General features: G+C 65.6%; 25 protein-coding genes. 11 read left to right on the top strand and 14 right to left on the bottom strand.

From position 1 onward, the window contains the following. The first annotated feature begins 21 nt into the window (after positions 1 to 21). Positions 22 to 762: a carbonic anhydrase gene (locus HNQ08_RS05300; RefSeq protein ID WP_184128092.1), complete on the top strand. Its 741-nt coding sequence runs from the start codon at positions 22 to 24 to the stop codon at positions 760 to 762. 280 nt (positions 763 to 1,042) lie between these two features. Here HNQ08_RS05300 and HNQ08_RS05295 read toward each other — a convergent pair whose 3' ends face one another. The 3 genes from HNQ08_RS05295 to cobA form a co-directional block, all read right to left on the bottom strand. Next, a complete protein-coding gene (locus HNQ08_RS05295) occupies positions 1,043 to 2,278 on the bottom strand; it encodes an aminopeptidase (protein ID WP_184128090.1) in 1,236 nt (411 codons plus the stop codon). A gap of 105 nt (positions 2,279 to 2,383) precedes the next feature. Next, on the bottom strand, positions 2,384 to 2,566 hold the full coding sequence (rpmF, locus tag HNQ08_RS05290) for a 50S ribosomal protein L32 (protein ID WP_039684420.1): 183 nt from the start codon (positions 2,564 to 2,566) through the stop codon (positions 2,384 to 2,386). A gap of 175 nt (positions 2,567 to 2,741) precedes the next feature. Next, positions 2,742 to 4,271, bottom strand: coding sequence for a uroporphyrinogen-III C-methyltransferase (cobA, locus tag HNQ08_RS05285; protein WP_184128088.1), 1,530 nt, complete (start codon positions 4,269 to 4,271; stop codon positions 2,742 to 2,744). Between the two features lie 56 nt (positions 4,272 to 4,327). On the opposite strand from cobA, the gene HNQ08_RS05280 reads away from it, so the two are divergent. Further along, the gene (locus tag HNQ08_RS05280; RefSeq protein ID WP_184128086.1) at positions 4,328 to 5,059 is read left to right on the top strand and encodes a GNAT family N-acetyltransferase; all 732 of its coding nucleotides are present in this window, start codon (positions 4,328 to 4,330) and stop codon (positions 5,057 to 5,059) included. Positions 5,060 to 5,062: 3 nt separating this feature from the next. On the opposite strand, the gene HNQ08_RS05275 is transcribed toward HNQ08_RS05280, so the two are convergent. Genes HNQ08_RS05275 through HNQ08_RS05260 form a run of 4 tightly spaced genes read right to left on the bottom strand, consistent with a single transcriptional unit; the run spans position 5,063 to position 8,727 of the window. Continuing rightward, the gene (locus HNQ08_RS05275) at positions 5,063 to 5,518 is read right to left on the bottom strand and encodes an NUDIX hydrolase (RefSeq protein WP_229789705.1); all 456 of its coding nucleotides are present in this window, start codon (positions 5,516 to 5,518) and stop codon (positions 5,063 to 5,065) included. Beyond that, positions 5,515 to 5,964 (bottom strand): NUDIX domain-containing protein, encoded by a 450-nt coding sequence (locus HNQ08_RS05270; RefSeq protein ID WP_184128082.1) that lies wholly within the window; start codon positions 5,962 to 5,964, stop codon positions 5,515 to 5,517. Before HNQ08_RS05270 ends, HNQ08_RS05275 begins: the two co-directional genes overlap by 4 nt. Positions 5,965 to 5,973: 9 nt before the next feature. Continuing rightward, positions 5,974 to 6,876, bottom strand: a complete 903-nt coding sequence (locus HNQ08_RS05265; protein ID WP_184128080.1) for a P1 family peptidase — start codon at positions 6,874 to 6,876, stop codon at positions 5,974 to 5,976. A gap of 45 nt (positions 6,877 to 6,921) precedes the next feature. Next, on the bottom strand, positions 6,922 to 8,727 hold the full coding sequence (locus HNQ08_RS05260) for a M3 family oligoendopeptidase (protein WP_184128078.1): 1,806 nt from the start codon (positions 8,725 to 8,727) through the stop codon (positions 6,922 to 6,924). A 171-nt stretch (positions 8,728 to 8,898) separates the two neighbouring features. On the opposite strand from HNQ08_RS05260, the gene HNQ08_RS05255 reads away from it, so the two are divergent. The 4 genes from HNQ08_RS05255 to HNQ08_RS05240 all read left to right on the top strand — a co-directional run bounded on the left by HNQ08_RS05255 (position 8,899) and on the right by HNQ08_RS05240 (position 13,368). Continuing rightward, entirely contained in the window at positions 8,899 to 10,140 is a 1,242-nt protein-coding gene (locus HNQ08_RS05255) for an ABC transporter substrate-binding protein (RefSeq protein WP_184128076.1), read from the top strand. A gap of 128 nt (positions 10,141 to 10,268) precedes the next feature. Beyond that, a complete protein-coding gene (locus HNQ08_RS05250; protein ID WP_184128074.1) occupies positions 10,269 to 11,207 on the top strand; it encodes a carbohydrate ABC transporter permease in 939 nt (312 codons plus the stop codon). Continuing rightward, positions 11,204 to 12,058: a carbohydrate ABC transporter permease gene (locus tag HNQ08_RS05245; RefSeq protein ID WP_184128072.1), complete on the top strand. Its 855-nt coding sequence runs from the start codon at positions 11,204 to 11,206 to the stop codon at positions 12,056 to 12,058. The genes HNQ08_RS05250 and HNQ08_RS05245 overlap by 4 nt, the downstream gene beginning before the upstream one ends. A 182-nt stretch (positions 12,059 to 12,240) precedes the next feature. Further along, complete coding sequence (locus tag HNQ08_RS05240; RefSeq protein WP_184128070.1) at positions 12,241 to 13,368, top strand: LLM class flavin-dependent oxidoreductase; 1,128 nt, start codon at positions 12,241 to 12,243, stop codon at positions 13,366 to 13,368. A gap of 81 nt (positions 13,369 to 13,449) precedes the next feature. Here the strand turns inward: HNQ08_RS05240 and HNQ08_RS05235 are convergent, their stop codons facing one another. The 4 genes from HNQ08_RS05235 to HNQ08_RS05220 all read right to left on the bottom strand — a co-directional run bounded on the left by HNQ08_RS05235 (position 13,450) and on the right by HNQ08_RS05220 (position 17,051). Then, on the bottom strand, positions 13,450 to 13,965 hold the full coding sequence (locus HNQ08_RS05235; RefSeq protein ID WP_184128068.1) for a hypothetical protein: 516 nt from the start codon (positions 13,963 to 13,965) through the stop codon (positions 13,450 to 13,452). A gap of 86 nt (positions 13,966 to 14,051) precedes the next feature. Beyond that, positions 14,052 to 15,425, bottom strand: a complete 1,374-nt coding sequence (gene glmM / locus HNQ08_RS05230; protein WP_184128066.1) for a phosphoglucosamine mutase — start codon at positions 15,423 to 15,425, stop codon at positions 14,052 to 14,054. 55 nt (positions 15,426 to 15,480) lie between these two features. Further along, positions 15,481 to 16,572 (bottom strand): DNA glycosylase AlkZ-like family protein, encoded by a 1,092-nt coding sequence (locus HNQ08_RS05225; protein ID WP_229789706.1) that lies wholly within the window; start codon positions 16,570 to 16,572, stop codon positions 15,481 to 15,483. Between the two features lie 2 nt (positions 16,573 to 16,574). Continuing rightward, on the bottom strand, positions 16,575 to 17,051 hold the full coding sequence (locus HNQ08_RS05220; protein ID WP_184128063.1) for a peroxiredoxin: 477 nt from the start codon (positions 17,049 to 17,051) through the stop codon (positions 16,575 to 16,577). A gap of 119 nt (positions 17,052 to 17,170) precedes the next feature. Here HNQ08_RS05220 and HNQ08_RS05215 point away from each other — a divergent pair, with 119 nt between their 5' ends. The 3 genes from HNQ08_RS05215 to rpsI all read left to right on the top strand — a co-directional run bounded on the left by HNQ08_RS05215 (position 17,171) and on the right by rpsI (position 19,363). Continuing rightward, entirely contained in the window at positions 17,171 to 18,298 is a 1,128-nt protein-coding gene (locus HNQ08_RS05215) for a deoxyguanosinetriphosphate triphosphohydrolase (protein WP_184128061.1), read from the top strand. Between the two features lie 202 nt (positions 18,299 to 18,500). Then, the gene (rplM, locus tag HNQ08_RS05210) at positions 18,501 to 18,959 is read left to right on the top strand and encodes a 50S ribosomal protein L13 (RefSeq protein WP_184128059.1); all 459 of its coding nucleotides are present in this window, start codon (positions 18,501 to 18,503) and stop codon (positions 18,957 to 18,959) included. 2 nt (positions 18,960 to 18,961) lie between these two features. Beyond that, entirely contained in the window at positions 18,962 to 19,363 is a 402-nt protein-coding gene (gene rpsI / locus HNQ08_RS05205; RefSeq protein ID WP_184128057.1) for a 30S ribosomal protein S9, read from the top strand. 86 nt (positions 19,364 to 19,449) lie between these two features. On the opposite strand, the gene HNQ08_RS05200 is transcribed toward rpsI, so the two are convergent. Then, positions 19,450 to 19,920, bottom strand: a complete 471-nt coding sequence (locus tag HNQ08_RS05200; protein ID WP_184128055.1) for an NfeD family protein — start codon at positions 19,918 to 19,920, stop codon at positions 19,450 to 19,452. A 2-nt stretch (positions 19,921 to 19,922) separates the two neighbouring features. Further along, positions 19,923 to 20,843, bottom strand: a complete 921-nt coding sequence (locus HNQ08_RS05195; protein WP_184128053.1) for an SPFH domain-containing protein — start codon at positions 20,841 to 20,843, stop codon at positions 19,923 to 19,925. Between the two features lie 75 nt (positions 20,844 to 20,918). On the opposite strand from HNQ08_RS05195, the gene HNQ08_RS05190 reads away from it, so the two are divergent. Then, the gene (locus tag HNQ08_RS05190) at positions 20,919 to 22,343 is read left to right on the top strand and encodes an ATP-binding cassette domain-containing protein (RefSeq protein ID WP_184128051.1); all 1,425 of its coding nucleotides are present in this window, start codon (positions 20,919 to 20,921) and stop codon (positions 22,341 to 22,343) included. A 51-nt stretch (positions 22,344 to 22,394) separates the two neighbouring features. Here the strand turns inward: HNQ08_RS05190 and HNQ08_RS05185 are convergent, their stop codons facing one another. Beyond that, positions 22,395 to 23,330 (bottom strand): SMP-30/gluconolactonase/LRE family protein, encoded by a 936-nt coding sequence (locus HNQ08_RS05185; RefSeq protein ID WP_184128049.1) that lies wholly within the window; start codon positions 23,328 to 23,330, stop codon positions 22,395 to 22,397. Positions 23,331 to 23,487: 157 nt separating this feature from the next. On the opposite strand from HNQ08_RS05185, the gene HNQ08_RS05180 reads away from it, so the two are divergent. Then, positions 23,488 to 24,063, top strand: a complete 576-nt coding sequence (locus HNQ08_RS05180; protein WP_184128047.1) for a hypothetical protein — start codon at positions 23,488 to 23,490, stop codon at positions 24,061 to 24,063. The last annotated feature ends 293 nt before the right edge of the window (positions 24,064 to 24,356 follow it).

Raw genomic sequence — 24,356 nt, 5'->3', positions numbered from 1 at the left:
GAGCGGATAAGATCAGGGGCGATGACCGATTCAACTGTTCCGCAGGCCACCGAGCTGTCCACCGCCCAGCTGGAACGGCGCATCCTGGATGCCATTCGCCGGGGTGCCAGCATGGCGGATATCGCGGCCCTGCGCCATCACACCGACATCCAGACCCCTGCTGGGGCCATTGAGGCCCTCAAGGATGGCAATGCCCGTTTCTTCAGTGGCAAGAGCGGACGCCCTGAGCTGGACGTCAACGAGCGCCGCGCGCAGATCATGGGTCAGACGCCCTACGCGGCCATCCTGGCCTGCAGCGACAGCCGCGTGCCTGTTGAGCTGGTCTTCGACGTGGGGCTGGGCGACCTGTTCGTGGTTCGCGTGGCGGGCAATGTGGTGGGCGAGACAGGACTGGGGACGCTGGAATACGCCATCGAGCACCTGGACGTCCATCTGGTGATGGTCATGGGTCACGAGTCCTGCGGCGCGGTAGCCGCCGCCCTGCTCTCGCCCGAGGAAATTGCCCAAGAGCCCGAAAATCTCCAGGGCATCATCCACAAGATCGCTCCCAGCCTGCAGGGCCTACCCCGCATCCGCGACAAGAAGGCCCGCATGCGCGAGGCGGTACTGAACAACGTGCGCCATCAGGTTCATGCCCTGCGCCAGGAACCGGTCATCCGGGCGGCCGAGGCCAGAGGCCAGATTCAGGTGATCGGCGGCTACTACGAGATCGGCAGCGGCGCGGTGGACTTCCTGTTAGACGAGGCAGACCTGCTGCCTTAAACACTGTGCATATGCCAGCCTGAGCTGCATTGGGTGCCACTGCACCCTCAAGACACGTCGAAATTGCTGCCCAGAGCTGGGACACGGCTGGACCTTCTCGTGAACTTGACTAGGCGCTGCCTGGAAGGTCAGGCAACGGACGCAACACAGCCTCACCCATACTGACCGTGGAACCAAGGTCTGGCCCCGGCAACTCGAACAAGCCAGGGCAGGCAGACAGTCATGCAGACCGCTTCAAATCAGGCGGTCTGCATGGTTTTGAATTCGGACTGTTGTCAGCTCAGATGACGAACTCGCCTGCCCGCATCACGGGCTCGCGCGTCCCGTCCTTGGCAATGCCGTCCACGTCAATCTCGCCGCTGCCGATCATCCAGTCCACGTGGGTCAGGCTGTCGTTGCCGCCCTTTGCATTGAAGTCCTCCACATTCATGTCCACACCGCCCTGCACGTTGAAGCGGTAGGCGTTGCCAATCGCAATATGGCTGGCGGCGTTCTCGTCGTACAGGGTATTGAAGAAGAACAGGCCAGACCTGGAGATCGGGCTGCTGTTGGGCACCAGGGCCACTTCACCCAATCGGTGGCTGCCCTCGTCGGTGTCGATCATCTTCTCCAGGGTGGCCTGCCCAGTGCTGGCGGTGGCGCCGGTAATTCGTCCGTCCTTGAACGTGATGCGGATGCCGTCGAGCAGCGTGCCGTTGTACGACAGCGGCTTGGTACTGACCACCACGCCGTCCACGCGCTCACGGTGCGGAGCGGTCCACACCTCTTCGGTGGGAATGTTGGCCGTGAAGGTGATCCCACCGGGGGTGTCTGCCGCACCGCCACCCCACAGGTGATCGTCTGCCAGGCCCACGGTCAGATCCGTCTCGCCGCCCCTGAAATGCAGGGCGGAGTACTGCTTGGCGTTCAGCACCTCGCGGCGGCGCTGCAGAGTCGCCAGATGCTCCTGCCACGCCTGTACCGCGTCTTCCCTGTCAGCGCGGGTGGCGGCAAAGATCGCGTCCCACTGCTTTTCCACGGCTTCGTCGGCGGCAGAGTCGGGGAACATCAGTTCCGCCCAGTCGGAAATCGGGGCGCTGATCAGGTTCCAGTTCAGGCGGTTGGTCATCACCTGCTCGGTGTAGGGCTTGCGGTAAGCGGCCAGCGCCTTCTGGTGCGTCGCGACGCGCTCGGCATCCACGCCGCCCAGCAGGTTGGGGTTGGTGGCACGAATGGCGATGACCGCGCCGCCGTCACCCGCCGTCTCGATCTCGGCGTCCACCCGCCACTTGCTGATGGTGCCGAAGGTGCCGTCCGGCGCCAGCTCAAAGCGGGCCAGCTGAACAGCGTCGTCGTCCCAGCGCACGTCCACGAAGGACGCGCCCGCCGCGTAGGCCTCGCGCACCACCGCGCGGGCCAGCGGGGCCGTGTCGACCGGGGCTTGCACCAGCACGCGCTGGCCTTCATGCAGACCCAGACCAACGCGGACGGCCAGCCGCGCGTAATTCTGCAACTTCTCCTCGAATGTCAGACTCATGATGGGGAGCATAACGCGCCGCCCGCAGAGTACGGATGGCAGAACGCTCAAGGAAGAGACGAAAAAAGCTCCCACGTGGGGAGCCTCTTTTCAGGTTTTTCCTGCTTAGACGGCCAGCACCTGACGGCCATCGTAGTAGCCGCAGCTGGGGCAGATGTGGTGGGAGAGCTTCTTGGCGTGGCACTGGGGGCACTCGGACAGGTTGGGAGCGGTCAGCGCATGGTGGCTGCGGCGCATGTCGCGCTTGCTCTTGCTGGTCTTCTTCTTGGGAACGGGATGTTTAGCCATGTCGTTATTTCTCCTCTTGCCACCGTGACGTTGAACGCTGTGGCGTGTGCCGCCGGGGCCTCTTCTGCCCGCCGCGTCGTCAGGGACAGACCTGAGCGGCGGACGAGACAACAGGCGGGAGTATAGCACGTCTCAGGGTTTTGGCGGGCGTGAGGCTGACAGGAACGGACACCTCTTACTCGGCCCTGCCCTGCACCGCCCGTTCCGCCGCATCGGCCAGGGCGTCCAGGCTGGCGGTGTCCGCCACCGTCACACGGGTAAAGCCTGCCTCACGGGCGGCGTCGGCGGTCTGCGGCCCCATCGCAGCGACGGGCATGTTCAGGGGATCGAAGTCTGCGCCGGCCAGCTGTGCCAGGTGCCGCGCCGCACTGCCGGAGGCCAGGGTCAGAACGGCAGCCGTCTTCAGCCGCTCCAGCTTGTTCTTCTCTGGCGTGGCGGCCTCGGTGCGGTACAGCTCGGCGCGTGTGTAGCCGATGCCGCGTGCCTCCAGCTCCCTTTGCAACTCGTCCTCCGCCAGCTGAGAGGTCAGGTGCAGGGTGGCCTCTCCTGCTTGGACCGGCAATTCCGCCCCCAGGTGGCGCGCTCCGGGGGTGGACGGGACGAAATCGGCACGCAGGCCACGCTCGGCCAGGCTGCGGGCGGTGCTGGGACCGACGGCGGCAATCCTGACCCCCGCCAGGGCGCGGGCGTCCAGTCCTGCGCTGTCCAGCAACGAGAACAGAGCTGTCACCGCCCTGTTGCTGGTCAGCAGCAGCCAGCCTGTGAAATCGCGCAGGGCGTTCAGGGCCGCCTCTCCCCCATCGGAGGCCGCCTCAAAGCGGATCAGCGGCACCTCCAGCACGTCCGCGCCGCGTGCCCGCAGCACGTCACTGAGGGCACTGGAGCCGTCGCGGGTGCGGGTCACGGCCACGGTTTTGCCACTCAGGGAACCGCCGAAGGTCGGTGCGTTGTCGAACCAGCGCAGGGTGCCGCGCAACTTGACCACCTCGCCCACCACCGTCACGGCGGGAGCTTCCAGGCCAGCGTCCCTGACCACCCCAGCGATGGTTTCCAGCGTGCCCGTCGCCACCCGCTGCTGGTGGGTGCTGCCCCACTGCACGGTGGCGGCGGGGGTCTGCGGGTCACGGCCGGCGGCGATCAGTTCTGCGGCAATACTGTCCAGATTCCGTACACCCATCAGCAGCAACAACGTGTCCACACCGGACAGGCGCTCGTAGTGTGCTCCACCTTCTCTCGTGTTGCCGGTCAGCACCGCGAAGGAGCGGGCCACGTCACGGTGGGTCACGGGAATCCCGGCGTAGGCTGGGGCAGCGATGGCACTGGTCACGCCGGGGACGATCTCGAAGGGCACGCCCGCCAGCGCGCACGCCTCGGCCTCCTCGCCGCCACGCCCGAAGACAAAGACGTCTCCACCCTTCAGCCGGGCCACCCGCTGCCCGCCGTTCTCCTGCGCTGACCTGACGATCAGTGCGTTGATCTGCTCCTGGGTGATGTACTCGGAAAATCCCTTTTTGCCCACGTAAATGGTGTGGGCGTCCGGGCAGTGCCGCAGCAACTCGGGATTGGCGAGGTAATCGAAGAGCACCACGTCCGCCTGCTGCAGTGCCTGTTGACCGCGCAGGGTCAGCAGGCCGGGATCGCCTGGACCAGCCCCGATCAGGGAGACGAAGGCGCGGGAAAGACTGGGGGCTGAGGCGTCGGTCATGCTGCCTAAGCTAGCGGGCGGAGGCGGGGACAAATGCGGGGCGCTACGCTGGAGGGATGAATACAGCAGTCTTGACCCGGCTGGCCCATGCGGAGGCCACAGCGCACAGGCGTTATGGGCGAACGGGCGAGGCGGCGCAGTTTGGCCCGCTGGTGGCGGTCCACGCCGGGCCGAATCTGCCCCTGGACTCCGCCTGGCACGACGGCACTCGCCCGCCCACACACCAGGAGCTGGACGCGTTCGAGGCATTCAGCACCCGATACGGGCAGCCCGCTACCCTTCAGCTGCTCTCGGCCTTCGTCGCTCCAATTTTGCCACTGCTCAAGGAGCGCGGCTACGCGCTGGATTATGTGCTACACGCCTATATTCACGATCTGACCAACCTGCCCGCCGTTCCTGACACCGACATTCGGGAGGAAGAGGCCGACACCTGGGCCGCCCTGGCCGCTCAGGGCTTCGGGCCGGGGACGGAAGAAATCATGTCGGTGGTGGCGCAGGCGCCCGGAACACGGCTTTTCGTGGCAGAACTGAACGGCAGGCCAGCCGCCACCGCCGCAATGAGCCCCAGCGAAGGCATCGCCGCCTTTCACGGCACCGCCACGTTCCCCGAATTTCGTGCCCAGGGACTCCAGACCGCGTTGCTGGCCCACCGCCTGCAGTCCGCCGCACAGGGGGGAGCGGACCTCGCCAGCGTCTTCGTTACCCCCGGCACAGGCAGTGAGCGCAATGTGGAGCGGGCGGGCTTCAGGCTGGTGGGAGCGCGGCTGACCTTGAGCCGGAGTGGATGAGGCTCAACCAGGCGACGCCCGCAAGAGGCCCAGGGCTTCCCGGTCCACCGGCCCGAGCGGAGCGGGCAGCAGGTCATCGAGAGTAAAAAATCTCAGCTCCGTGCCTTCCTCGCCGTCCGCCACCGGAACGCCTTCCCACTCGCGCACCACGTAGACGGCCACCACCTGATAGAACTCGTCGCCATTGAGCAGTTTCTGGTACGTCTGCGGCCCGCTGATCACGGTCAGGAACTCAGAGCGGATGGGCGCGATGCCTGCCTCTTCCCGCAGTTCGCGGCGCAGGGTGTCGGGCAAGGCCTCGCCCAGTTCCGCAATGCCGCCCAGGGTCCCCCAGTCCCCGGTGTCAGTGCGGCGTTGCAACAGAACCTCATGGTGAGCATTGAGCACCAGCGCGCAGACCCCCACCCAGTTGACGGGCGCGTGACCGATCAGGGCCCGCAGATCACGGACGTAATTCACGCCAACCACTCCTGAGCCTTGCGGCCCAGCCGATTGAGAGGGGGCAGATCGGCGAGATTGAAGAACCGCGCCTCCGCGATTTCCACCCCGTCGGGCACCGGGGTTCCACTCCATTCAGTCACACGGAACAGGGCGGTGTAGCTGTAGAACTGATCGCCGTTCGCCACCTGGGCCAGTCCGGCGGGACTGAGCATCTCAAGCAACCTCACCGCACCAATGCTCAGCCCCGTTTCCTCCAGGGCCTCACGTCTGAGTGTGTCTTCCAGTGCCTCGCCCAGGTCGCTGATGCCGGTGATCAGGCCCCAGTGCCCGGCCCCCACGCGCCGCAACAGCAGGGGTTCGCCGCGTGGGTTGACCACAAGGCCTGCGGCACCGACGAAATTGACAGCTCGCGTACCAATGACCCGGCGCAGCCCACGGACAGCATCACGCTGACTTGTACTCACATGAGTATCCTACACACCCAAGCTATTGGCCATCCGCACCGCGTCGCGCACGGCCGCACAGACAGCCTCCTGCACCAGGGCGCCCAGCAGCAGAGGATCGGCGGGTGGCAGCGTGCCGCTGCTGAGCACAAAGGCCGCGTCGCCGTCCCAGTAGGTGTGGCTGGGGTGGATAACGCGGCCCAGCGCGGTCTGCGCGGCGTCGGCCAGCCGGCGGCAATCAGCCTTGCTCAGGGTGTGTTCGGTGACGACGGCGATCAGCGTGGTGTTCTCCACGTCACCGGGGGTAAACGACACGGCGCCCGGCCCCGTTCCCGGCCCCACCAGGACGCCGCCATGTTCGTCCAGCACATCGCCGATCGGATTCACCACAGCCAGCGCACCCACCGAGACGCCGTAGCGCTCCAGCATGACGCTGCCCAGGCCGCCGGGCACCGCGCCGGGGCCACCCAGATATTTGCCAGCCGTCGTTCCGGTGCCTGCGCCCACCCGGCCACGCGGCACGGGTTCAGAGGAGGCAGCACGCGCCGCCGCCTCTCCCTCCTTCTCGCCCGGACGGGCCAGCGGATCGCCCACCCCCAGGTCGTAGACCACCGCCGCCGGAACGATGGGCACGCGGGCAAACGGGGTCTGGTGGCCCACCCCGCGCTCCTCCAGCACGCGCACCACGCCGGACGCCGCCGCCAACCCGAAGGCGCTGCCGCCCGTCAGCAGCAGGGCATGCACGCGCTCCACCTTCTTCTCGGCAGACAGCAGCACGCCCTCGCGCGTTGCCGGACTCGGCCCCAGAAACGACGCGGAGGCCACGGCACCCGCGTCCGGGCACAGGATCACGGTGCAGCCCGTCGACCCGACTGAATCGGTCCAGTGACCGACGCGGAAACCGGGAATGGCCGTCAGGGTGGTGTTGGTCATGGACGCATGGGCATGAGGGGAGAAGCCAGAATCACGGCCCACCCTCTAAGCGCCACGGTCCACCGTTTCAATGTAGGCATCGATCTGCCGCCGGATCACGTCCAGACTGCCCTCCCAAAAGTCCGGGGCGTGCAGGTCGATGCCGAAGCGGGCGGCCAGGGTCAGGGGACTCTCGCGCCCGGTAGAGGCCAGCAACTCGTCGTAACGGCTCTGGAAGGCTGCCTCGGTGCCCGCCTCGCGCGCCGTCACGTACTGCGCGTACAGGCCCAGGCCAAACAGCAGCCCGAAAGTGTAAGGGTAGTTGTAGAAGGCCAGGCTGTAGTAGTGCGGCTTGACCGCCCACATGTACGGATGCAGCGTGTTCAGCGCGTCGCCATAGGTCTCACGCTGCGCCCAGGTCATCAGGTCGTTGAGCTCCTGCGGGTTGAGGTCACCCTGCTCGCGCCTCTGGAAGACGGCCCGCTCGAACAGGAAGCGGCTGTGGATATCCACCACCACCTGCGCGTGACCCATCAGGCTGGTCTCCAGCACGTACAGGCGTTCGGCCCCTGTCGCCTCGGCCAGCGCGGCATTCTGCACCACCGTCTCGCAAAAGATCGAGGCGGTCTCGGCCAGGGTCATGGGCGTCTCGCGTTGCAACGGGTGGGCGTCGGCCAGGCGGGCATTGTGATAACCGTGGCCCAGTTCGTGTGCCAGCGTAGACACGCTATCGAGGCTGGGGGCGTGGTTCATTAAAATGCGGCTCTTGCCGCGCGTCCAGCGCATGCAGAACGCCCCACTGCGCTTGCCCTCGCGCGGGCCAGCGTCCACCCAGTCGCCTTCAAAGGCCTCAGCGGCGAAGTCGCCCAGCTGTTCGGAGTAACCCCGGAACTGCCGCTCGACGAACTCGGCTCCCGCCCCGTAGGTCCACTCGGTCTCACTGTGGCCCAGCGGGGCCAGGATGTCCCACCAGTCCAGCTTGTCCTTGCCCAGCGCCCGCGCCTTGGCCGCGAAGTAGCGCCGGAAGTCGGGGAACGAGCGCACCACCGCGCCCTGCATGGCGTCCAGCGTCTGACGGTCAATGCCGGAGGTCAGCAGGCTGGGGGCCACGGCGTCCGTGAAACCGCGCCGCCGCGCCAGCGTGCCTTCCTCGCCCTTGACGCCGTTCAAGGCGGCGGCAAAAACCACCTCCGAGGACTTCCAGGCGGCAATCTCGGCCTCGAAAGCCTCGCGGCGCACGTCCTCGTCCGCCTCACTCGCCAGGGCACGTAGGGCCGTCACCGGGAGGCGCTCACCCCGGAACTCGCCCTTCAGCTGACTGCTGATGTTGCCCTGGAGTTTGGACCAGCCCCCCGCCCCGCTGGGCCGCAGACGGGCGGCCAGATCTTCCTCCAAAGGCGACATCTGGTGGCGGGCCAGCTGAACGGCGCGGCGCAGGAAGTGTTCATGCTCCCGCGCCGTCTCGGAGGCGGCCAGCAGATCAGAAAGTTGCGCGTCGCTCAGGCCGCCCAGCCACGCGGTCAGGCGCGAGCGCAGCGGTCCCAGCGGCAGCGTCAGGGTGGTGAAGGCGGCCACACGACTCTGCGCCAGCTCATCGCGACTATCGGTGGTAAAAAAAGCATTCAGGTAAGCGCCAATCGGGCCAAGGGTATCGCTCAGGACGTTCATGTCGTCCAACACGCTCTTCAAAGTTCCCGGAGTGGCGGCGGGGCCGTCCTCGCGGACCTCCATCTTGTCAAACAGCGTTTCAAGAGCCGCAATCCCAGCACGCAGGCCCTCTAGGTCCTGGTCCAGCCTGGGATCACTCAGACTGGCGTACAGGTCATCGGTGCGCCAGCGGGGCATGGCCGGGGCTTCTGTCGTGGGAGTCATGGCCTTCAGTCTAGAGACAATAAAACGGCGCCATACCATACGGGGTCTTGATCGATTCAGTTGTGCATGGTGACGGCATTTGCGCTCCATCCACCCCACCTGAAAACGTGGTACTTTAAATAAACTGTTAACTGAGCTGGCGTCCTCCCGACGCCCCTGGAGGTTCCACCTATGCGTACCCGCATCGTTCTATCCGCCGCCGTGACCGTCGCTGCCGCTCTCTCGGCCAGTGCCAGCGCTGTCACCACCCTGAACGTGTTCATGGGCACCCAGCAGCGCCCGGAAATCTTTCAACCGCTGTTCGACCGCTTTGAGGCCGCCAACCCCGACATCAAGGTCAAGATCGAGACCGGCGGGGCCACCAGCGAGGCACAGAACCAGTATCTGACCACCGTGCTGGCCGCCCGGGACGACACCCTGGACATCTTTCTGATCGACGTGGTACGCACCGCCACCTTCGCCGCCGCCGGATGGGCCGAACCGCTCAACAGCTACATCACCGGGGTCAACAGTTACCTGGGCAGCTTCCTGCCCGGCCCGGTCAGCGCGGCCACCTACAACGGCAAGCTGTACGCCATGCCCGCCTTCACCGACGCGCAGTTCCTGTACTACCGCAAGGACCTGCTCGCCAAGTACAAGTTGCCCGTGCCCAAGACCTGGGACGAACTGTCTGCCACCGCCGCGAAAATCCAGAAGGGCGAGGGCGGCAAGATGCAGGGCTTCAACTTCCAGGGCGCGCCCATCGAGGGTACGGTCTGCAACTTCCTGGAAACCCTCTGGACCGGCGGCGGCGACGCCAGCAACGTGAACAGCGCGGCGGGCAAGCAGGGCCTGAACTTCCTGGTCAATTCGGTCAAGTCCAAGCTGTCCCCCGCCGCCAGCGCCGAGATCAAGACCGACGACTCGCGTCTGCAGTTCCAGGCCGGTGACGTCGCGCTGGGCCTGAACTGGAGCTACGCCTGGGCGCACTTCCAGGGCAACAGCCCGCAGCCCACCCAGGTCAAGGGCAACGTGGGCGTGGCCGCCCTGCCATCCTTCGGCAAGAACCCCACCGCCACCTGCACCGGCGGCTGGGAGTGGGGCGTCAACGCCTACGGCAACCACAAGAAGGAAGCCGTCAAGCTGCTACAGTTCATGTCCAGCGTGAACGTCCAGCGCGAGATGGCCGTCAAGGGCGCGTATCTGCCCGTCCGCAAGAGCCTGTACAGCGACAAGGCAGTGCTGGCGGCCAATCCACACTTCAAGGCGCTCTACCCGGTGATCCTCAAGGCCCGCCCGCGCCCGGTCACGCCCAACTACCCCAAGGTCAGCGAGATCATTCGCAACAACGTGTCCGCCGCCGTGGCGGGCAGCAAGACCGTGGACGCCGCCCTGAGCGACATGCAGCGCGATCTGGCCCCACTGCTCAAATAGGCCCTCGTCGTCCCCGTCCCCCACATCTGGCGTTCCCTTCGACCTGGAGTGGGGGCTCCCCTTTTTAAGAGGCGGACAGCCCCACACGACGTTCAGTTCTCTCGCCGCCACTCCTGCAAGGAGGTCTGATGACCCAGAAGAACATCGCCGTTCCGGTGCCCAGGCGTAAGGGACGCAGCAAGGGCGATACCAGCGAGGGCTGGCTGGCCTTCTGGCTGCTGATGCCCGCCGCGCTGCTGCTGTGCGGCGTGCTGCTTTTCCCCATGCTGACCACCATCCGGGACTCCTTTTTCTTTAACAAGCTGACCGAGCCGTTCAATGGGCAGCCCTTCGTGGGCCTCAAGAACTATGTGCAGATGTTCGGCGACCCACGGTTCGGCACCTCACTGCGAAACACGCTGTTCTTTGCCGTGCTGACGGTGGGCGGTTCGTTCCTGGTGGGCATTCCAATGGCGCTGGCCGCCCACAATCCCAGCCGGGTGCGGGGCATCGCGCGGGTGGCCCTGCTGCTGCCGTGGGCCATGCCGCCCGTGATGACCGGTCTGATCTTCGCGTGGCTGTTCAACGCGCAGTACGGCGTGTTCAATGACATCCTGGTACGGCTGCACATCGTCCAGGCACCGCTGCTGTGGCTCAGCACCCCAGGGCTGGCGGTGGTGGCGATGGTGGTCACGATTGTCTGGAAGACCAGTTCCTTTGTGGCGTTGATCGTGCTGGGCGGCCTGCAGGGCATCCCACGCGAACTTACCGAGGCGGCAGAGGTGGACGGAGCAACCCGCGTCCAGTCCTTCTTCCGCATCATCCTGCCGCTGCTGGCCCCCAGTCTGGCGGTGGCGTTCATCTTCCGCTCCATCAGCGCCGTGCAGGTCTTCGACATCCCCTATACCTTTATTCAGCAGGCCCCGGCCCAGGGTCTGCTGGAAACGCTGGGAGTCTACATCTACCGCACCAGCATCGAGTTTCTGGACTTCGGTTACGCCGCCACCCTGAGTGTGGCGCTGTTCGCCGTGAGTCTGGCCGTGACGGCCATTTACGTGCGCTTTGTCCGGGACGGGGCCAGCACATGAGCGGTGAGACGGCGGCCCCCGAACGCCTGAGCGCGGGGGACAAGGCGGTGCGCTGGGCTGGCCTGACCGCGCTGATCATCGGCGGTTTCTTTCCGCTGGTCTGGATGATCCTGACCAGCCTCAAGACCGAGGCCGAGTTGCAGAAGTTCCCGGTGCAGTACCTGCCGGGCGCGCTGGACGCCGCCAATTACGCCCGCGTGTTCAGCGAGCAGCCCTTCGCCCGTTTCTTCTTCAACTCCATGACCGTCAGCCTGCTGAGCACGCTGCTGTGCATCGCGGTGGCGGTGCCGGCGGCCTATGCGCTGGCCCGCCTGCAAGTGTGGGGCCGCAGCGCCCTGCTGACCGCCGTGGTGGCCTTCTCGATGTTCCCGGTGGTCAGCCTGCTGGTGCCACTCTTCCGCCTGTTCCGGGGGCTGGATCTGCTCAACAGTTACCCCGCGCTGATCCTGCCCTACGCCGCCCTGAGTCTGCCGGTGGCAATTCTGACGCTGGTGGCCTTTTTCAGCGCCATTCCACGTGATCTGGAAGCAGCGGCCATGATCGACGGCACCTCCCGCGTGGGCGCGCTGTGGCGCGTGGTGCTGCCCCTGTCGGCCCCTGGCGTGGTCACGGCGGCGCTGCTGATCTTCGTCAACTCCTGGAACGAATTCCTGCTGGCCTTGAGCTTTAACACCAAGCTGGACATGCGAACCGTCAGCGTGGGCGTCACGCTGTATCAGGGCGAATTCGCCTTTCCGTGGCCGCTGATCGCCGCCGCCGTGGTCATCGCCACCATTCCGGTCGTGGCGCTGATCGCTATCTTCCAGCGCCGCTTCGTGGCCGGACTGACAGCGGGTGGGGTGAAGGCTTGACCGGGCTTCACGGTCAGTTCCCCTCAAGAAGAAATTGGAAGCGTGACTGGAAAGGCAGTTCAGCCACCCTTATCGCCTCTTTGAAGGGAGGTGGGCCGGACGGGTAAAACTGTCCTAGTCTCTTCCGCATCTGCACCAATGACCCGACGTTTCTCTGCTTGGCCTCTCAAGGAGCCCGCCCCATGACCCAGCCTTCCCAGTCCGAATTCCTGTGGTTCCTGCAACTGTCTCGCGACGGTGAGTTCATCGGCACGAAGAACAAGATGCCGCGTCAGCCCACGCTGCCGTATCTCCAAAGTCTCATTAGCACGGCGGGCGAGGCCGGTTTCGATGCGCTGCTGACCGCCACCAACTACCATAGTGAGCACGAGAACTACACGGCGGCGGTGGCGGCGCTGGCCAAAACCGCACCGACCGATCCCGCGCTGCTGATCGCCGTGCGGCCCGGCATGTTCCAGCCCGCCATGTACGCCAAGATGCTCGCCACCCTGCAAAACCTGTTTCCGGGGCGAGTAAGGTTAAACATTGTGACTGGCAGCAGTCCCGCCGAAAACGCCATGTATGGCGACTTCGAGGACCACGCTAAACGCTATGAGCGCACGCGCGAGTTCATCCAGATCCTGCGCCAGTTGTGGACGCAGCCGCCGCCACAGTCCTTCAAATCCGACATCTACGCCTTTGACAATGCGGTGCTCGATCCCGCACCCGTCCAGCCCATCCCGATCTACTTCGGCGGCGCATCCCCAGTGGCCCAGCAGATCGCCGCCGAGCTGGCCGACGTCTACCTGATGTGGGGCGAGCGCGAGGACATGATCCGGGAACGCATGGCCCAGATGCAGGCCCTGGCCGAGAAGACCGGGCGCAACTTGCGTTACGGCCTGCGAACCCACGTCATCGTCCGCGAAACCGAGGCCGAGGCCAGGGAGGCGGCCGAGCGACTGATCAGCCGCGTGGACCCGGAAGTGCGCGCCGCCTTCGTCGCCAGCCACGCCCACGTGGACGGTGTTGGCCAGCAGCGCCAGATCGAGATGATGAAGGGGCTGGACGCTGACCTGATGGTGGAGCCGGGGCTGTGGGCTGGCGTGGGCATGGCCCGCAGCGGCGTGGGCGTGGCGCTGATCGGTGACCCACAGCAGGTGGCCGACAAGATTCGCAGGTACGAGGACATGGGCTTCAGCAGCTTCATCTTCAGCGGCTATCCGCATCTGGAAGAGGCCCGCCGTTTCGGGGAACTGGTCATGCCGCTGCTCAAAGGCAGGAATGAGGACAGCCGCGCGATCTACACGGATAAGGTGGCCCCGGTGGCGTAAGCCCGCAACGGGTCAGGGGAGGCGGGCATCCCAGCCGCGCCTCCCCTTTTCAATTTGAAGGACCCAACCTGCCTGGAGTCCTTACTTGACGGTGGCCCGGATAAAGCAGGTGACCACGCCGCCGCCCTTGAGCTCGGGCAGCTGCCAGCGGACATTGGTGTACTCGCTGGGGTTGACAGTCACTTCCTTCTTCACGTCCTGACCGTTCTCGGTCACGGTCACGAACTTCTTGAGCGGTTCGGCGGCGTAGGTCCTGCCGTCAATGCTGAACAACGCGGTCACGCCCTGGACATCGCACTGCTGCCCCAGGAAGGTCGTGGCCGCCGGCACCGCCATGTTCAGCTTGAGCTGCCTGACAGCCCCCCTGCCCGTGTTCTCGACGCGCTGCTGCAACTGCAGCAGGTCGCCTGGCGACACCCCCCGGTTGGCCGTGTCGGTCAGCTTCTCGACTGTCTTGCCGTCAGCCTTGACCTCGGTTACCAGCAGGGTGGAAGCGGTGACCTTGAGGGGCGAGTTCTGCGCGCCCGCACTCCCGGCCAGGGCAGGGGCGGCCAGCAGGGCGGCCACCAGTGCCTTTGTCATCTGGGTCTTGTTCATGGGGGTACCTCCTGCCGCCATTGTGCCGAGAGTCAATGAGAGCCATGCGCGGCGGAACTGACGAAAACGGTCAGGAATCGGGGGGATTAGTGGCCCGCCGCCACGCCCCCCAGGCCACGTTCCTCGACGACGGCGGCCAGCACGCGGGCAATCTCGTGGATCTCGGCAGCGTCCTGACCCTCCACCATCACGCGGATCAGATTCTCGGTGCCGCTGGGACGCAGGTTGACGCGGCCCCGCCCGGCCAGCTGGGCCTCTGCCTTGGAAACCGCCACCTGCACCGCCTCGTCACGGGCAATCGCCTTCTTGTCGGCCACCCGCACGTTGACCAGGGTTTGCGGGTACATGGTCAATTCGTCGAACAGCACATCCAGCGTGGTGTCCATCTGCTTCATGCTCGCCAGCGTGAGCAGCGCGGTCAGCACGCCGTCCCCGGTGGGCGAGACATCCAGGAACAGGACGTGCCCGCTCTGTTCGCCGCCCAGCTGCAACCCCTTGGAATGCAGCCGTTCGTGGACATAGCGGTCTCCCACGGCGGTACGCTCCAGCGGAATCCCGGCTTCCTGCAATTTCACTTCCAGCGCCATGTTGGTCATGATCGTGGCCACCACCGCCGCCGCCGGACGGGCGCGGGCGTTCAGCAGCAGCATGTGGTCGCCGTGGACCACGTTGCCGCGCGAGTCCACGAACAGCGCCCGGTCCGCGTCGCCGTCAAAGGCCACGCCCAGGTCGTAGTCGCCGTTTCGGACGATGGTCTGCAGATGATCCATGTGGGTGCTGCCGCAGCCCCGGTTGATGTTTCGCCCGTCGGGGGTGGTGTACACCGCGAACACATCGGCCCCCGCCGCCTGGAACACCTTGGGGGCCACCCGGTAAGCTGCGCCGTTGGCACAGTCCAGGGCAATTTTCAGGCCGCTCAGGTCCGGCGCGTGCGAGGTCAGGTACTGGATGTAGACCCGCTCCGCCTCGGTGGAGTTGGTCACCCCGCCCAGGTCCACGCCGGTCACGGGAGCCAGATTCGGTACGTCGTCAATGGCCGCCTCGATCTCGTGCTCGGTGAGGTCACTCAGCTTCTGTCCATCTGGGCCGAAGAACTTGATGCCGTTGTCCTGGTAGGGATTGTGCGAGGCGCTGATCACCACGCCCGCGTCCGCCCCCAGCTGCCGCGTGAGGTAGCTGACGCCAGGGGTAGGCAGCACGCCGACGTGGATCACGTTCACGCCGCGTGCGGTCAATCCGGCGGCCAGCGCAGCTTCCAGCATGTCGCCGCTCTGACGGGTGTCCTTGCCGATCACCACACTGACCTTGCCCGTGCCACCCGGCTTTGCCAGCGAGCGGCGCATCAGCACCTCGCCCGCCGCCGCGCCCAGATTCATCACCCAGGCGGGGGTCAGGGGAAATTCGCCCGCCACAGCCCGCACACCATCGGTGCCAAAATACTTTCTTTCGCCGTCACTCATATCGCTCCAATCATAGCGCCATGAGTGCTTTACACACTTCACTCATGCCCAGGCGTCAGGTCGCGCCGAGAAACGCACGGTAGCGCTCCAGCTCGGCCTCCAACCCCTTATTCAGGGCGGCGGTGTGCCGCAGGCCGGGAACGAATCCAAATTCGGCCTCCAGTTCTCCCCCATTCACCTTCAGATTGGCCCAGCCGACCGCTCGCCCAGCCTGGAAGACTGGCAGGGCGTAATAGCCCATCGTTCGCCTGGGGGCGGGCGTGTACGCCTCGAAGCGGTAGGGCCAGCCGTGCAGGTGTTCAAAGCGGCGACGGTCCCATACCAGTGGGTCAAATGGCCCCACGATCCGCACGCCGCGCGGGGCCGGTGAATCGGCAGGAGACCGGTCCGCCGCCCAGACGTACGGCACCCCGTCCACCCTCGCGCCCGCCAGCTCCTCCCGGAGAGCCACCCTGAACGCCGCCTTCAACTCGCCGCGCAGGTGCGGCAGGCCGAAACCGGACAGGGAGACCAGATAGCGCAGACTGGCCTCCGGCAGCGGGCCGTACAGGGCAGCGAGCAGGTGGACGGTGCGGCGCAGGCGTTCCTCCTGGGGCAAAGGCGCGGCGCGCCATGCAGCGAGATGCGGCGCGGGGCCATACACGCGCACGCCGCCCACCCGGCGCGTCACGCGGGCCTCGCCCCGGTAGTGCAGCGCACCCAGAATGCGGGTGGTGGCACTGGACTGACCGCCCCAGGCGTTGACGGTGCGGCCCTGGCCCAACCTTGCCGCCAGCTCGCGGGGATGCAGTTCCGCGTTCGCGTTTAACTGGGCGCGGACCTCGCCCAGCAAATCGGGATGTTCCAGTTCCACCCGGCCCGGCGGAACCTCCCGCGGGTGCAGCAGCGCCTGAACGGCACGCGGCACGAAGCCGTAATTGGGAATCATGTCTTCCTCGACATCCAGTTCGGCGTAACGGCGTTCCAGTTCGCCCGCCTGATAACCACGCACGCGGGCCAGCAGCGTCAGGTCCTGGGCACGCGCCGGCGCGCGAATGGGATCGGCCTGCAGGAAGCCCATCTCGTTCAGCGCCGCCTGAAGCGAGGGCTGTGGGGTCAGGGTCCGGAACGCCGCCGCGCGCAGATCGGCGGGCGTGAGAGCGGCCACCTCTAACCCTCCCGCACGGTGCCGGCCCGCCGTTCCAGTTCGCGCAGCATGACCGAGGCGTGGCTGGCCGGATTCCCACTGCGGTGCTCAAAGACCAGCAAGCCCTGCGGATCAATCAGGAAGGTGGCGCGGGACGCCACGCCCAGCAGGCTGCCCAGGCCGCCGATAACGCCATACGCCCGGCACAGTTCCCTGTCGCCGTCGGGAATCAGGGGGTGAGTCAGGCCGCAGGTGTCGCGGAAGTGGGCCTGGTGGGCCTCTGTGTCGGTACTGACGCCGACGACTGCCGCGTTCAGGCGCTCGAATTCAGGCAGGGCGGCCTCGAAGCGCCGGGCCTCAATGGAACAGCCCACCGAACTGGCGCGCGGGTAGAAGTACAACACCACCCATTGCCCACGCAGGGCCGACAGGCTGACGGTGCGCCCGTCGTCACTGCGGCGCGTGAACTCGGGGGCCGGTTGATGGACGGCGGGCTTCATGCGGGCATTTTAGGGGTGGAACGGTGGGAGTGCGGCGCGGGGAGGGCACCGCAGGCCCTGAACTTGATGGTCCGTGAAGGAAGACTTTTGCAGCCCTCACCCTGCCCTACACTGCCCCCATGCTCAGCCGCGCCGACTTGGAGGCCCGCGAGGCGCAGACGCTCGCGCCGTACGCGACCCTGAGCCGCAATGCGCGTGGGCGCGAATACGCCGAGGCTGAGAGTGCCACCCGCACCGCCTTTCAGAAGGACCGGGATCGGGTGCTGCACACCACTGCTTTTCGCCGTCTGGAGGCCAAGACGCAGGTCTTCTTGAATGCCAGCGGGGACCACTACCGCACCCGTCTGACGCACACGCTGGAGGTGCAGCAGGTGGCCCGCTCGGTGGCCCTGAACCTGGGCCTTAACGAGACCCTGGCCGAGACGGTGGCCCTGGCGCACGATCTGGGCCACCCCCCCTTCGGCCATGCGGGGGAACGCGTGCTAAACGCGCTGATGATCGGCCAGGGCGGCTTTGACCACAACACCCAGGCCCGGCGCATCGTGTCGGTGCTGGAACAGCCCAAGCCCCACTATCGGGGGTTGAACCTGACGCTGGACACGCTGGACGGACTGAACAAGCATAGCCGGGCCGGACTGGGCCCACCCAGTCTCGAGGCCCAGCTGGTGGACGCCGCCGACGCCCTGGCATACACCGCCCACGATCTGGACGACGGTTTGCGGAGCGGGCTGCTGACGCATCCGCAGTTGCTGGAGTTGCCGCTGTGGTCCGAACTCGCAGGCCGGGTCGGCATCACGGGCCCGGTCCTCTCCGAGGGACAGCGGCGGGCCATGCACCGCGAGTTGCTGGGCTGGTTGATCTCCGATCTGACGGCAGCCAGCGACGTGGCCATCACTGACAGTGGCGTGGACAGTGCCGCTGCCGTGCAGGCACTGCCAGCGCGACTGATCACCTACAGCCCATACCTGCGCGGCCTGCTGCAAGAGACGGGCGTTTTTCTGAGAGACAACCTGTACCGCCACTGGCGCGTGGAGATGCAGGTGGAGCAGGCCAGTCGGGTGCTGACCACGCTGTTTCACGCCTTCGTGGGGCGGCCCAGCATGTTGCCGCCGCAGTTCCGGGAACGCACCGAATCAGAACAGCTGACCCGCGTGGTCTGCGACTATCTGGCCGGCATGACGGACCGCTACGCGCTGGACATGCACGGCAGCATCGTGCCGCCCACACATCACACCCCGCAGTTCTAGCCCCATAGACGGGAACTTCCAATCTGGTGCCCCACACAGTCCTCTTGCCCAGGCCAGCCGAAATCTGATAGCCTGACCTTTAGTGTCTTGCGCTTGGTAGGGCGCAGATAGCCGGGCAGGCACCCGGACACGCACGAACCTTCCCCCATGAGGCCGGGGCGTGTCGCCGCCAAATCCCACATTCTCTGTACGGAGTAGCACCGTGAAAACCTTTGTTCCTAAAAACGACGAGCAGAACTGGATCGTGGTGGACGCCACCGACATCCCGCTGGGCCGCCTGGCCACCGTAGTGGCGAGCCGCATCCGCGGCAAGCACCGCCCCGACTTCACCCCCAACATGATTCAGGGCGACTTCGTGATCGTGGTCAACGCCTCGAAGGTCGTCCTGACCGGTGGCAAATTGGACGGCAAGGTCTACACCCGTTACACCGGCTACCAGGGCGGCCTGAAGACCGAAACTGCCCGCCAGGGTCTGGCCAAGCACCCCGACCGGGTCATTGAGCACGCGGTCTTCGGCATGCTGCCCAAGGGTCGTCAGGGCCGTTCCATGCACAACCGCCTGAAGGTCTACGCTGGCGAGCGTCACCCGCACGTCGCGCAGAACCCCCAAAAGCTGGAAATCACCAACACCGCCCGCACCAAAACCAACGAGGTCAAATAATCATGGCGATTCAGCAACCCGAACAGTTCTACGGCACGGGCCGTCGCAAAACCGCCGTGGCGCGTGTGTTCCTACGCCCCGGCGAAGGCAAGATCATGGTCAACGGCAAGGAGTTCCAGAGCTACTTCCGTGGCCTGTTGCGCGCCGTTCACGCCCTGCAAGCCTTTCGCGAAACGGGCACGGCGGGCCGCTATGACGCCCTGATCACCGTGACCGGTGGCGGCCCCAGCGGTCAGGCCGACGCCATCAAGCTGGGCATTGCCCGCGCGCTGCTGAAGGTCAACCCTGACTTCCGCGCCCAGATGAAGCCCTTCGGTCTGCTGACCCGCGATTCCCGCGAAGTCGAGCGCAAGAAGTACGGCCTCAAGAAGGCTCGCCGCGCACCTCAGTTCAGCAAACGCTGAAACCAGACGGTAACGAAAGACCCCTCCTATTTCTGGAGGGGTTTTTTTGTGGTCTCAGCTGGTTGGATAGGCCGGGATGCACGGTCCTACACCCATGTCCCGCTGATCTCGCGCACGGCCAGCGTGGTGCCTTCGGCACTGACGATCAGCACCTGCGCGCCCACCGGGGTATCCGGGCCGGTGGCCCGCCATTCGCTGTCGCCCACACGGACGCGGCCCGAGCCGTTGTGGATGGCGGCGGTGACCACCACCGTGCGGCCCACCAGACGGTGCGCCCCGGTGTTCAGGCGATCGCCTTCCTGGCCGCCCAGGGCCAGTTTGCCCACGTAGCGCTTGCCCAGAAACACGGCGACGATGCTCAGGATGGCGAATAGGGCCAGTTGGAAGGGCACCGCCAGTGGCAGCACAAACACGACCAGGCCCAGCGCGAAGGAGGCCAGGGCCAGCCACACGAAGAAAACCCCTGGCGCGGCCACCTCCAGCATCAGCAGCACCGCGCCCAGCACCCACCAGTGGCCGGGCAGGATGCGGTCCAGAGACGGCAACAGGTCTGACATACCTACCTCTTGCTCCCGCCGAAGGCTTCTTTCGCCACCTCCGCGATGCCTTGCAGGCTGCCCAGGATGCTGGTGGCCTCGATGGGCAGGATCAGGGTCTTCTGGTTGGGTGCCGTTGCGACGTCCTTCAGCGCGTCCACGTAGCGCTGCGCGATGAAGTAGTTGATGGCCTGCGCGTTGCCACTGGCGATGGCTTCACTGACCAGTCGGGTGGCCTCGGCCTCGGCGGCAGCCTCGCGCTCACGGGCCTCGGCGGTCAGGAAGGCAGCCTGACGGCGGCCCTCGGCGTTTAGAATCTCGGCCTGCTTCTCACCCTCGGCCTTAAGGATGGCGGCCTGACGGAAGCCCTCGGCGTCCAGAATGTTGGCACGCTTTTCACGCTCAGCCTTCATCTGACGGCCCATGCTCGCCACCAGATCGGCGGGCGGCTTGATATCCTTGACCTCAATGCGCGTAACCTTGACCCCCCACGGCTCAGTGGCCTCGTCGACCACCGCCAGCAGCCGCGCATTGATGGAATCGCGGTTGCTCAGCAATTCGTCGAGATCCATACTGCCCATCACCGTGCGGATGTTGGTCATGGTCAGGTTCAGGGTGGCCTGCTCCAGATTGCGGACCTCGTAGCTGGCCTTGGCCGAATCCAGCACCTGATAGAACACCACGCCGTCCACCGTGATCAGGGCGTTGTCACGGGTGATGACCTCCTGGCTGGGGACGTCCAGCACCTGTTCCATCATGTTCACGCGCCGCCCGATCTTGTCGATGTACGGGATAATCAGGTTCAGGCCAGGACGCAGGCTGCGCTGGTACTTGCCAAAGCGTTCCTGCGTCCATTCGTATCCTTGCGGAACGCTCTTGACCCCAGCCAGCAAGGTGATCAGCACCAGTAGAACGAGGACGACGATAACGATAAGTGGGCCCATGAAGTTCCTCCTGACCCCATTACGCGGCCGCGCGGCGCAAGGTTCCCGCGCCAGCAGGGGCTAGACTCGGCGGCAATGACGCTGGTGGAATTAAGGGACGTGACCGTGAGGGCGGGGGGCCGGACGCTGCTAGAAGGTGTGAATCTGTGCCTGAAACAGGGTGAGGCGCTACGGCTGTTCGGCCCCAATGGTGGCGGTAAGACCACGCTGCTGCGGCTGCTGGCTGGTGAGGTTTCACCCGTGAGTGGCCAGCGCAGCTACGTCCTGAACGGCATGCGTCAGACTTCGGCAGTGCGGGCGCGGCGGAGCCTGTCGGTGGTGGGGCCGGATGCGGAGGCCTTCTACCTGACCCGCGACTGGGCACAGAGCGTGCGGGACGTGCTGCTCGCCGCCTTCGAGGGCGACACCCTGAAGCTGTGGGAAGCGACACCGGAAGCCGGGGCGAGGCTGGCCGAAGTCGTGGCACTGACCAGTCTGGAGCCTCTGTTAGACAGAGATTTCCGTACCCTCAGTCACGGGCAACGGCGGCGCGTGGTGCTGGCCCGTGCCCTGATGCCCCGCCCCGAGGCGCTGCTGCTGGATGAATTTACCGATGGGTTAAGCGTGGGCGCACGTCGTGACCTGGGCCGCGTGCTGGAGGACGTTCACGCCTCCGGCCTCGCCATCGTCCTCGCCACCCACCGGCCCGAGGAAGCACCAGAGTTGCCGTGGCGCACCGTGCGGGTGGAAGGAGGGCAGGTGCGCGAGGAGCAGGCGACCTCTCCCCCACTCTTCCCCGCCCTGCACCTGCCCATCGCGCCGGGCACGGGGGACCTGGTCCGCTTGAACGAAGTGGAGGTCTGGCGCAACGGGCAGCGCGCCCTGGGGCCGCTGAGCTGGACGTGGGAGGCCGGGCAGCACTGGCTGGTCACTGGTGAGAATGGCAGCGGCAAGAGCACGCTGGCCCGTTTGATTGCCGGGGAGTTGCATCCCGCGCTGGGCGGCAGCGTCCAGCGTCCGTATCTGCGGCGCGATCTGCTGACCGAGCGCCGCCGCACCGTGGGTCTCGTCGGGGCCGAGTTGGGCATCCGGCAGCGGCGCGACTGGACGGGACAGGACATCATCGCCAGCGCGTGGCACGGCACTGAGGGCTTTGTCCCGGAATTGAGCGCGGACGAGCGGGAACAGGTGCGCGAACTCGCCGCGCAGCTTGACCTGCTTGATCTGCTGCCCCGGCACGCCGAGACGCTGTCGCAGGGACAACTGCGGCGGCTGCTGCTGGCCCGCGCCGTCGCCCACGCCCCCACGCTCCTTATTCTGGACGAGGGGCTGGATTTCGTGGACGCCGGGAGCCGTGCCCACTTCCTGGCGCGGCTGCCTGCTCTGGTGCGCGGCGGCACACACCTGATGGTGATCGCGCACCGCAACAATGACGCACCGGACGGCCTGACCCACCACCTGCACCTGGAGGGGGGACGGATGGCGAACGTGTCGCGTCTACCCACGGTTTCCACTCACTAAGAAGGAGGGAGCCGGTCTGCGGCCCCCTCCCCTGCCAGCTGTCGAGAACGTTTACTTGATGGCGATGTCCGACACCGTGAACGGCAGTTCCGGTGTCAGACCCTCACCGCGCTTGTTGAACTGGGCATTGACCACCAGCAGGCGCTTGCCCTCCTGCGCGATGGTGGTGGGGTAGCGCAAGCTGTCGTCGCTGAACGGCGTGCCCAGCGTGCCCGCGCTGAAGTCGGCGGACATCGTGATGGGCACGATAATCACGTCCTGGTTGCGGACCACGTACAGCGTCTGACCGTCCAGAAGAATGCCGTCACCGTTCTTGACGGTAGCGCCGCCAGTGAGGCTGATCTCCGCCACAGACTTGTCGGCCACAGTGATGCGGAACAGCTTGCCCGTATTGCTCTGCACCACGATCAGGTACTTGCCGTCGGGGGTGGAAGCGATGCCGTTCAGGTTGAAGCCCGTCTGGTACTGCAGCGCGGTTCCGGTGAAGTCCAGCCAGCTCTCGATTTCGCCCAGACTGGAGTCGCTGCGGCTGACGCGGAACAGGATGGGACGCTGCGAATCGGTGATGTAAGCGGCGTCCGGAGTGAGTGTGATGTCGTTGAGGAAGGTGGCGCTGGTGGTAGGCGTGGTCAGGGTCTTGAGCAGGGTCTTGGCGACGGTGTCGTAAACGAAGACCTTGCCGCTGCCACCACCTGCGACGTAGAGTCGGTTCTGCGCGTCCACTTTCATCCCTACAGCGGTGGGGCGCTCGGCGACGGCTGGAAAGAAGACCTCGGTGTTCTTCTGCCCCAGGGTGCCCCTGAAGATCGTGCCGTCGGTGGTGCTGCCCACGTAGAAATTCTTGCTTCCGTTCAAGTGGGCGATCCCTTCAGGGAACACGGCAGTGCCCGGCAGGGTGTAGCTCGTTACACCACCAGGCGGCAGCCCAAACATGCTGCAGGAGGCGAGACTGACAGTCAGGGCGGCAGCGGTCAACAATTTTTTCATGCTTCCAGTTATATGGACCCTAGGTCAGGTGAGGGTGCGCTTTTCCTACAAACTCGTTTAGGTGTGATTCAGAAAAAAGCCGTCGGCCATCTGTGCAGCCGCGTCATCGGCGCCCCCTCGTCAGACTCGCCTCACTTTCAGACACTAGCCTCCGCCCATGACGCGTTTTGCCCTCACTCTCGCCCTGCTCGCCCTGCCTCTCCTGCCCTCCGCACTGGCCCAGACGGCACCCGCCACTTCACCAGTCCCAGCGACCGCGCCTGCAGATGAGAGGGTTATTGAGGCCATCACCGTAACCAGCAACCAGGGCTACAGCATTAGGGTGCCGGGAGGCTGGACGCCGCTGAAGAACGTGCCCGGCGCAGACGTGGCCTTCGTGAACAAGACCGTGGGCCAGCTACGCCCCACTGTGACGGTACTGGTGCAGGACATTCCAGCTGACCTGAAAGCCACCCTGGCCGATATCCGTGATCTGAACGCCCGCAAGATTCCCGAGCTGGTGCCAAACGTGAAGATGCTGGGGGAAAAGACCATCCGGGTGAGCGGTCAGAACGCCATCCTGTGGAGCTATACCGGTGACGGCGACGGCGGCAAGGTGCGCTGGACCCAGGTTTTCACGCTCAAGAACAACCGCCTGTTCACCGCGACGCTGGTCACCCCCACCGGCACCCCTCAGGAGTTGCTGGACAGTGGGCGCGGGATTCTCGACAGCTTGGCACTGACAGCCAAATAAGGTAAATCAGCGTCTTGGGACATCCTGCGGCAGCTTTCTGGACAAGTCTGGGACGTCTTCTCTCCGGCAGGGCTTGATCAGGTTCAATGAGAACTGGTGTCAGTTCATGCTAGCGCCCCAGGCTTCCATCTCTATGGAGAGGGAAGTTTCTCGTTCGCAGATGACAGGCGTCGGTCATCACGTCTGCAGACGTGTGGCCGCCCCTCTATCCAGAAGTGCGACAAAAGAAAACAGGCTGGGTCCAACAGCCCGCGCGGTCCAGCAAAAGCGGACGCCTCTGACAGCAGGGCCAA

Source organism: Deinococcus humi, assembly GCF_014201875.1.
Taxonomy (GTDB): domain Bacteria; phylum Deinococcota; class Deinococci; order Deinococcales; family Deinococcaceae; genus Deinococcus; species Deinococcus humi.
This window is presented reverse-complemented; position numbering and strand designations above follow the sequence as displayed.

Coding starts and splice junctions, on each gene's coding strand:
- HNQ08_RS05265 (WP_184128080.1), bottom strand. CDS start 6,876: ATGACCAACACCACCCTGACGGCCATTCCCGGTTTCCGCGTCGGTCAC.
- glmM (WP_184128066.1), bottom strand. CDS start 15,425: ATGAGTGACGGCGAAAGAAAGTATTTTGGCACCGATGGTGTGCGGGCT.
- HNQ08_RS05280 (WP_184128086.1), top strand. CDS start 4,328: ATGAATACAGCAGTCTTGACCCGGCTGGCCCATGCGGAGGCCACAGCG.
- HNQ08_RS05215 (WP_184128061.1), top strand. CDS start 17,171: ATGCTCAGCCGCGCCGACTTGGAGGCCCGCGAGGCGCAGACGCTCGCG.
- HNQ08_RS05255 (WP_184128076.1), top strand. CDS start 8,899: ATGCGTACCCGCATCGTTCTATCCGCCGCCGTGACCGTCGCTGCCGCT.
- HNQ08_RS05260 (WP_184128078.1), bottom strand. CDS start 8,727: ATGACTCCCACGACAGAAGCCCCGGCCATGCCCCGCTGGCGCACCGAT.
- HNQ08_RS05245 (WP_184128072.1), top strand. CDS start 11,204: ATGAGCGGTGAGACGGCGGCCCCCGAACGCCTGAGCGCGGGGGACAAG.
- cobA (WP_184128088.1), bottom strand. CDS start 4,271: ATGACCGACGCCTCAGCCCCCAGTCTTTCCCGCGCCTTCGTCTCCCTG.
- HNQ08_RS05200 (WP_184128055.1), bottom strand. CDS start 19,920: ATGTCAGACCTGTTGCCGTCTCTGGACCGCATCCTGCCCGGCCACTGG.
- HNQ08_RS05185 (WP_184128049.1), bottom strand. CDS start 23,330: ATGAAAAAATTGTTGACCGCTGCCGCCCTGACTGTCAGTCTCGCCTCC.
- HNQ08_RS05190 (WP_184128051.1), top strand. CDS start 20,919: ATGACGCTGGTGGAATTAAGGGACGTGACCGTGAGGGCGGGGGGCCGG.
- HNQ08_RS05195 (WP_184128053.1), bottom strand. CDS start 20,843: ATGGGCCCACTTATCGTTATCGTCGTCCTCGTTCTACTGGTGCTGATC.
- HNQ08_RS05295 (WP_184128090.1), bottom strand. CDS start 2,278: ATGAGTCTGACATTCGAGGAGAAGTTGCAGAATTACGCGCGGCTGGCC.
- HNQ08_RS05235 (WP_184128068.1), bottom strand. CDS start 13,965: ATGAACAAGACCCAGATGACAAAGGCACTGGTGGCCGCCCTGCTGGCC.
- HNQ08_RS05300 (WP_184128092.1), top strand. CDS start 22: ATGACCGATTCAACTGTTCCGCAGGCCACCGAGCTGTCCACCGCCCAG.
- HNQ08_RS05220 (WP_184128063.1), bottom strand. CDS start 17,051: ATGAAGCCCGCCGTCCATCAACCGGCCCCCGAGTTCACGCGCCGCAGT.
- rpmF (WP_039684420.1), bottom strand. CDS start 2,566: ATGGCTAAACATCCCGTTCCCAAGAAGAAGACCAGCAAGAGCAAGCGC.
- HNQ08_RS05250 (WP_184128074.1), top strand. CDS start 10,269: ATGACCCAGAAGAACATCGCCGTTCCGGTGCCCAGGCGTAAGGGACGC.
- HNQ08_RS05180 (WP_184128047.1), top strand. CDS start 23,488: ATGACGCGTTTTGCCCTCACTCTCGCCCTGCTCGCCCTGCCTCTCCTG.
- rpsI (WP_184128057.1), top strand. CDS start 18,962: ATGGCGATTCAGCAACCCGAACAGTTCTACGGCACGGGCCGTCGCAAA.
- HNQ08_RS05240 (WP_184128070.1), top strand. CDS start 12,241: ATGACCCAGCCTTCCCAGTCCGAATTCCTGTGGTTCCTGCAACTGTCT.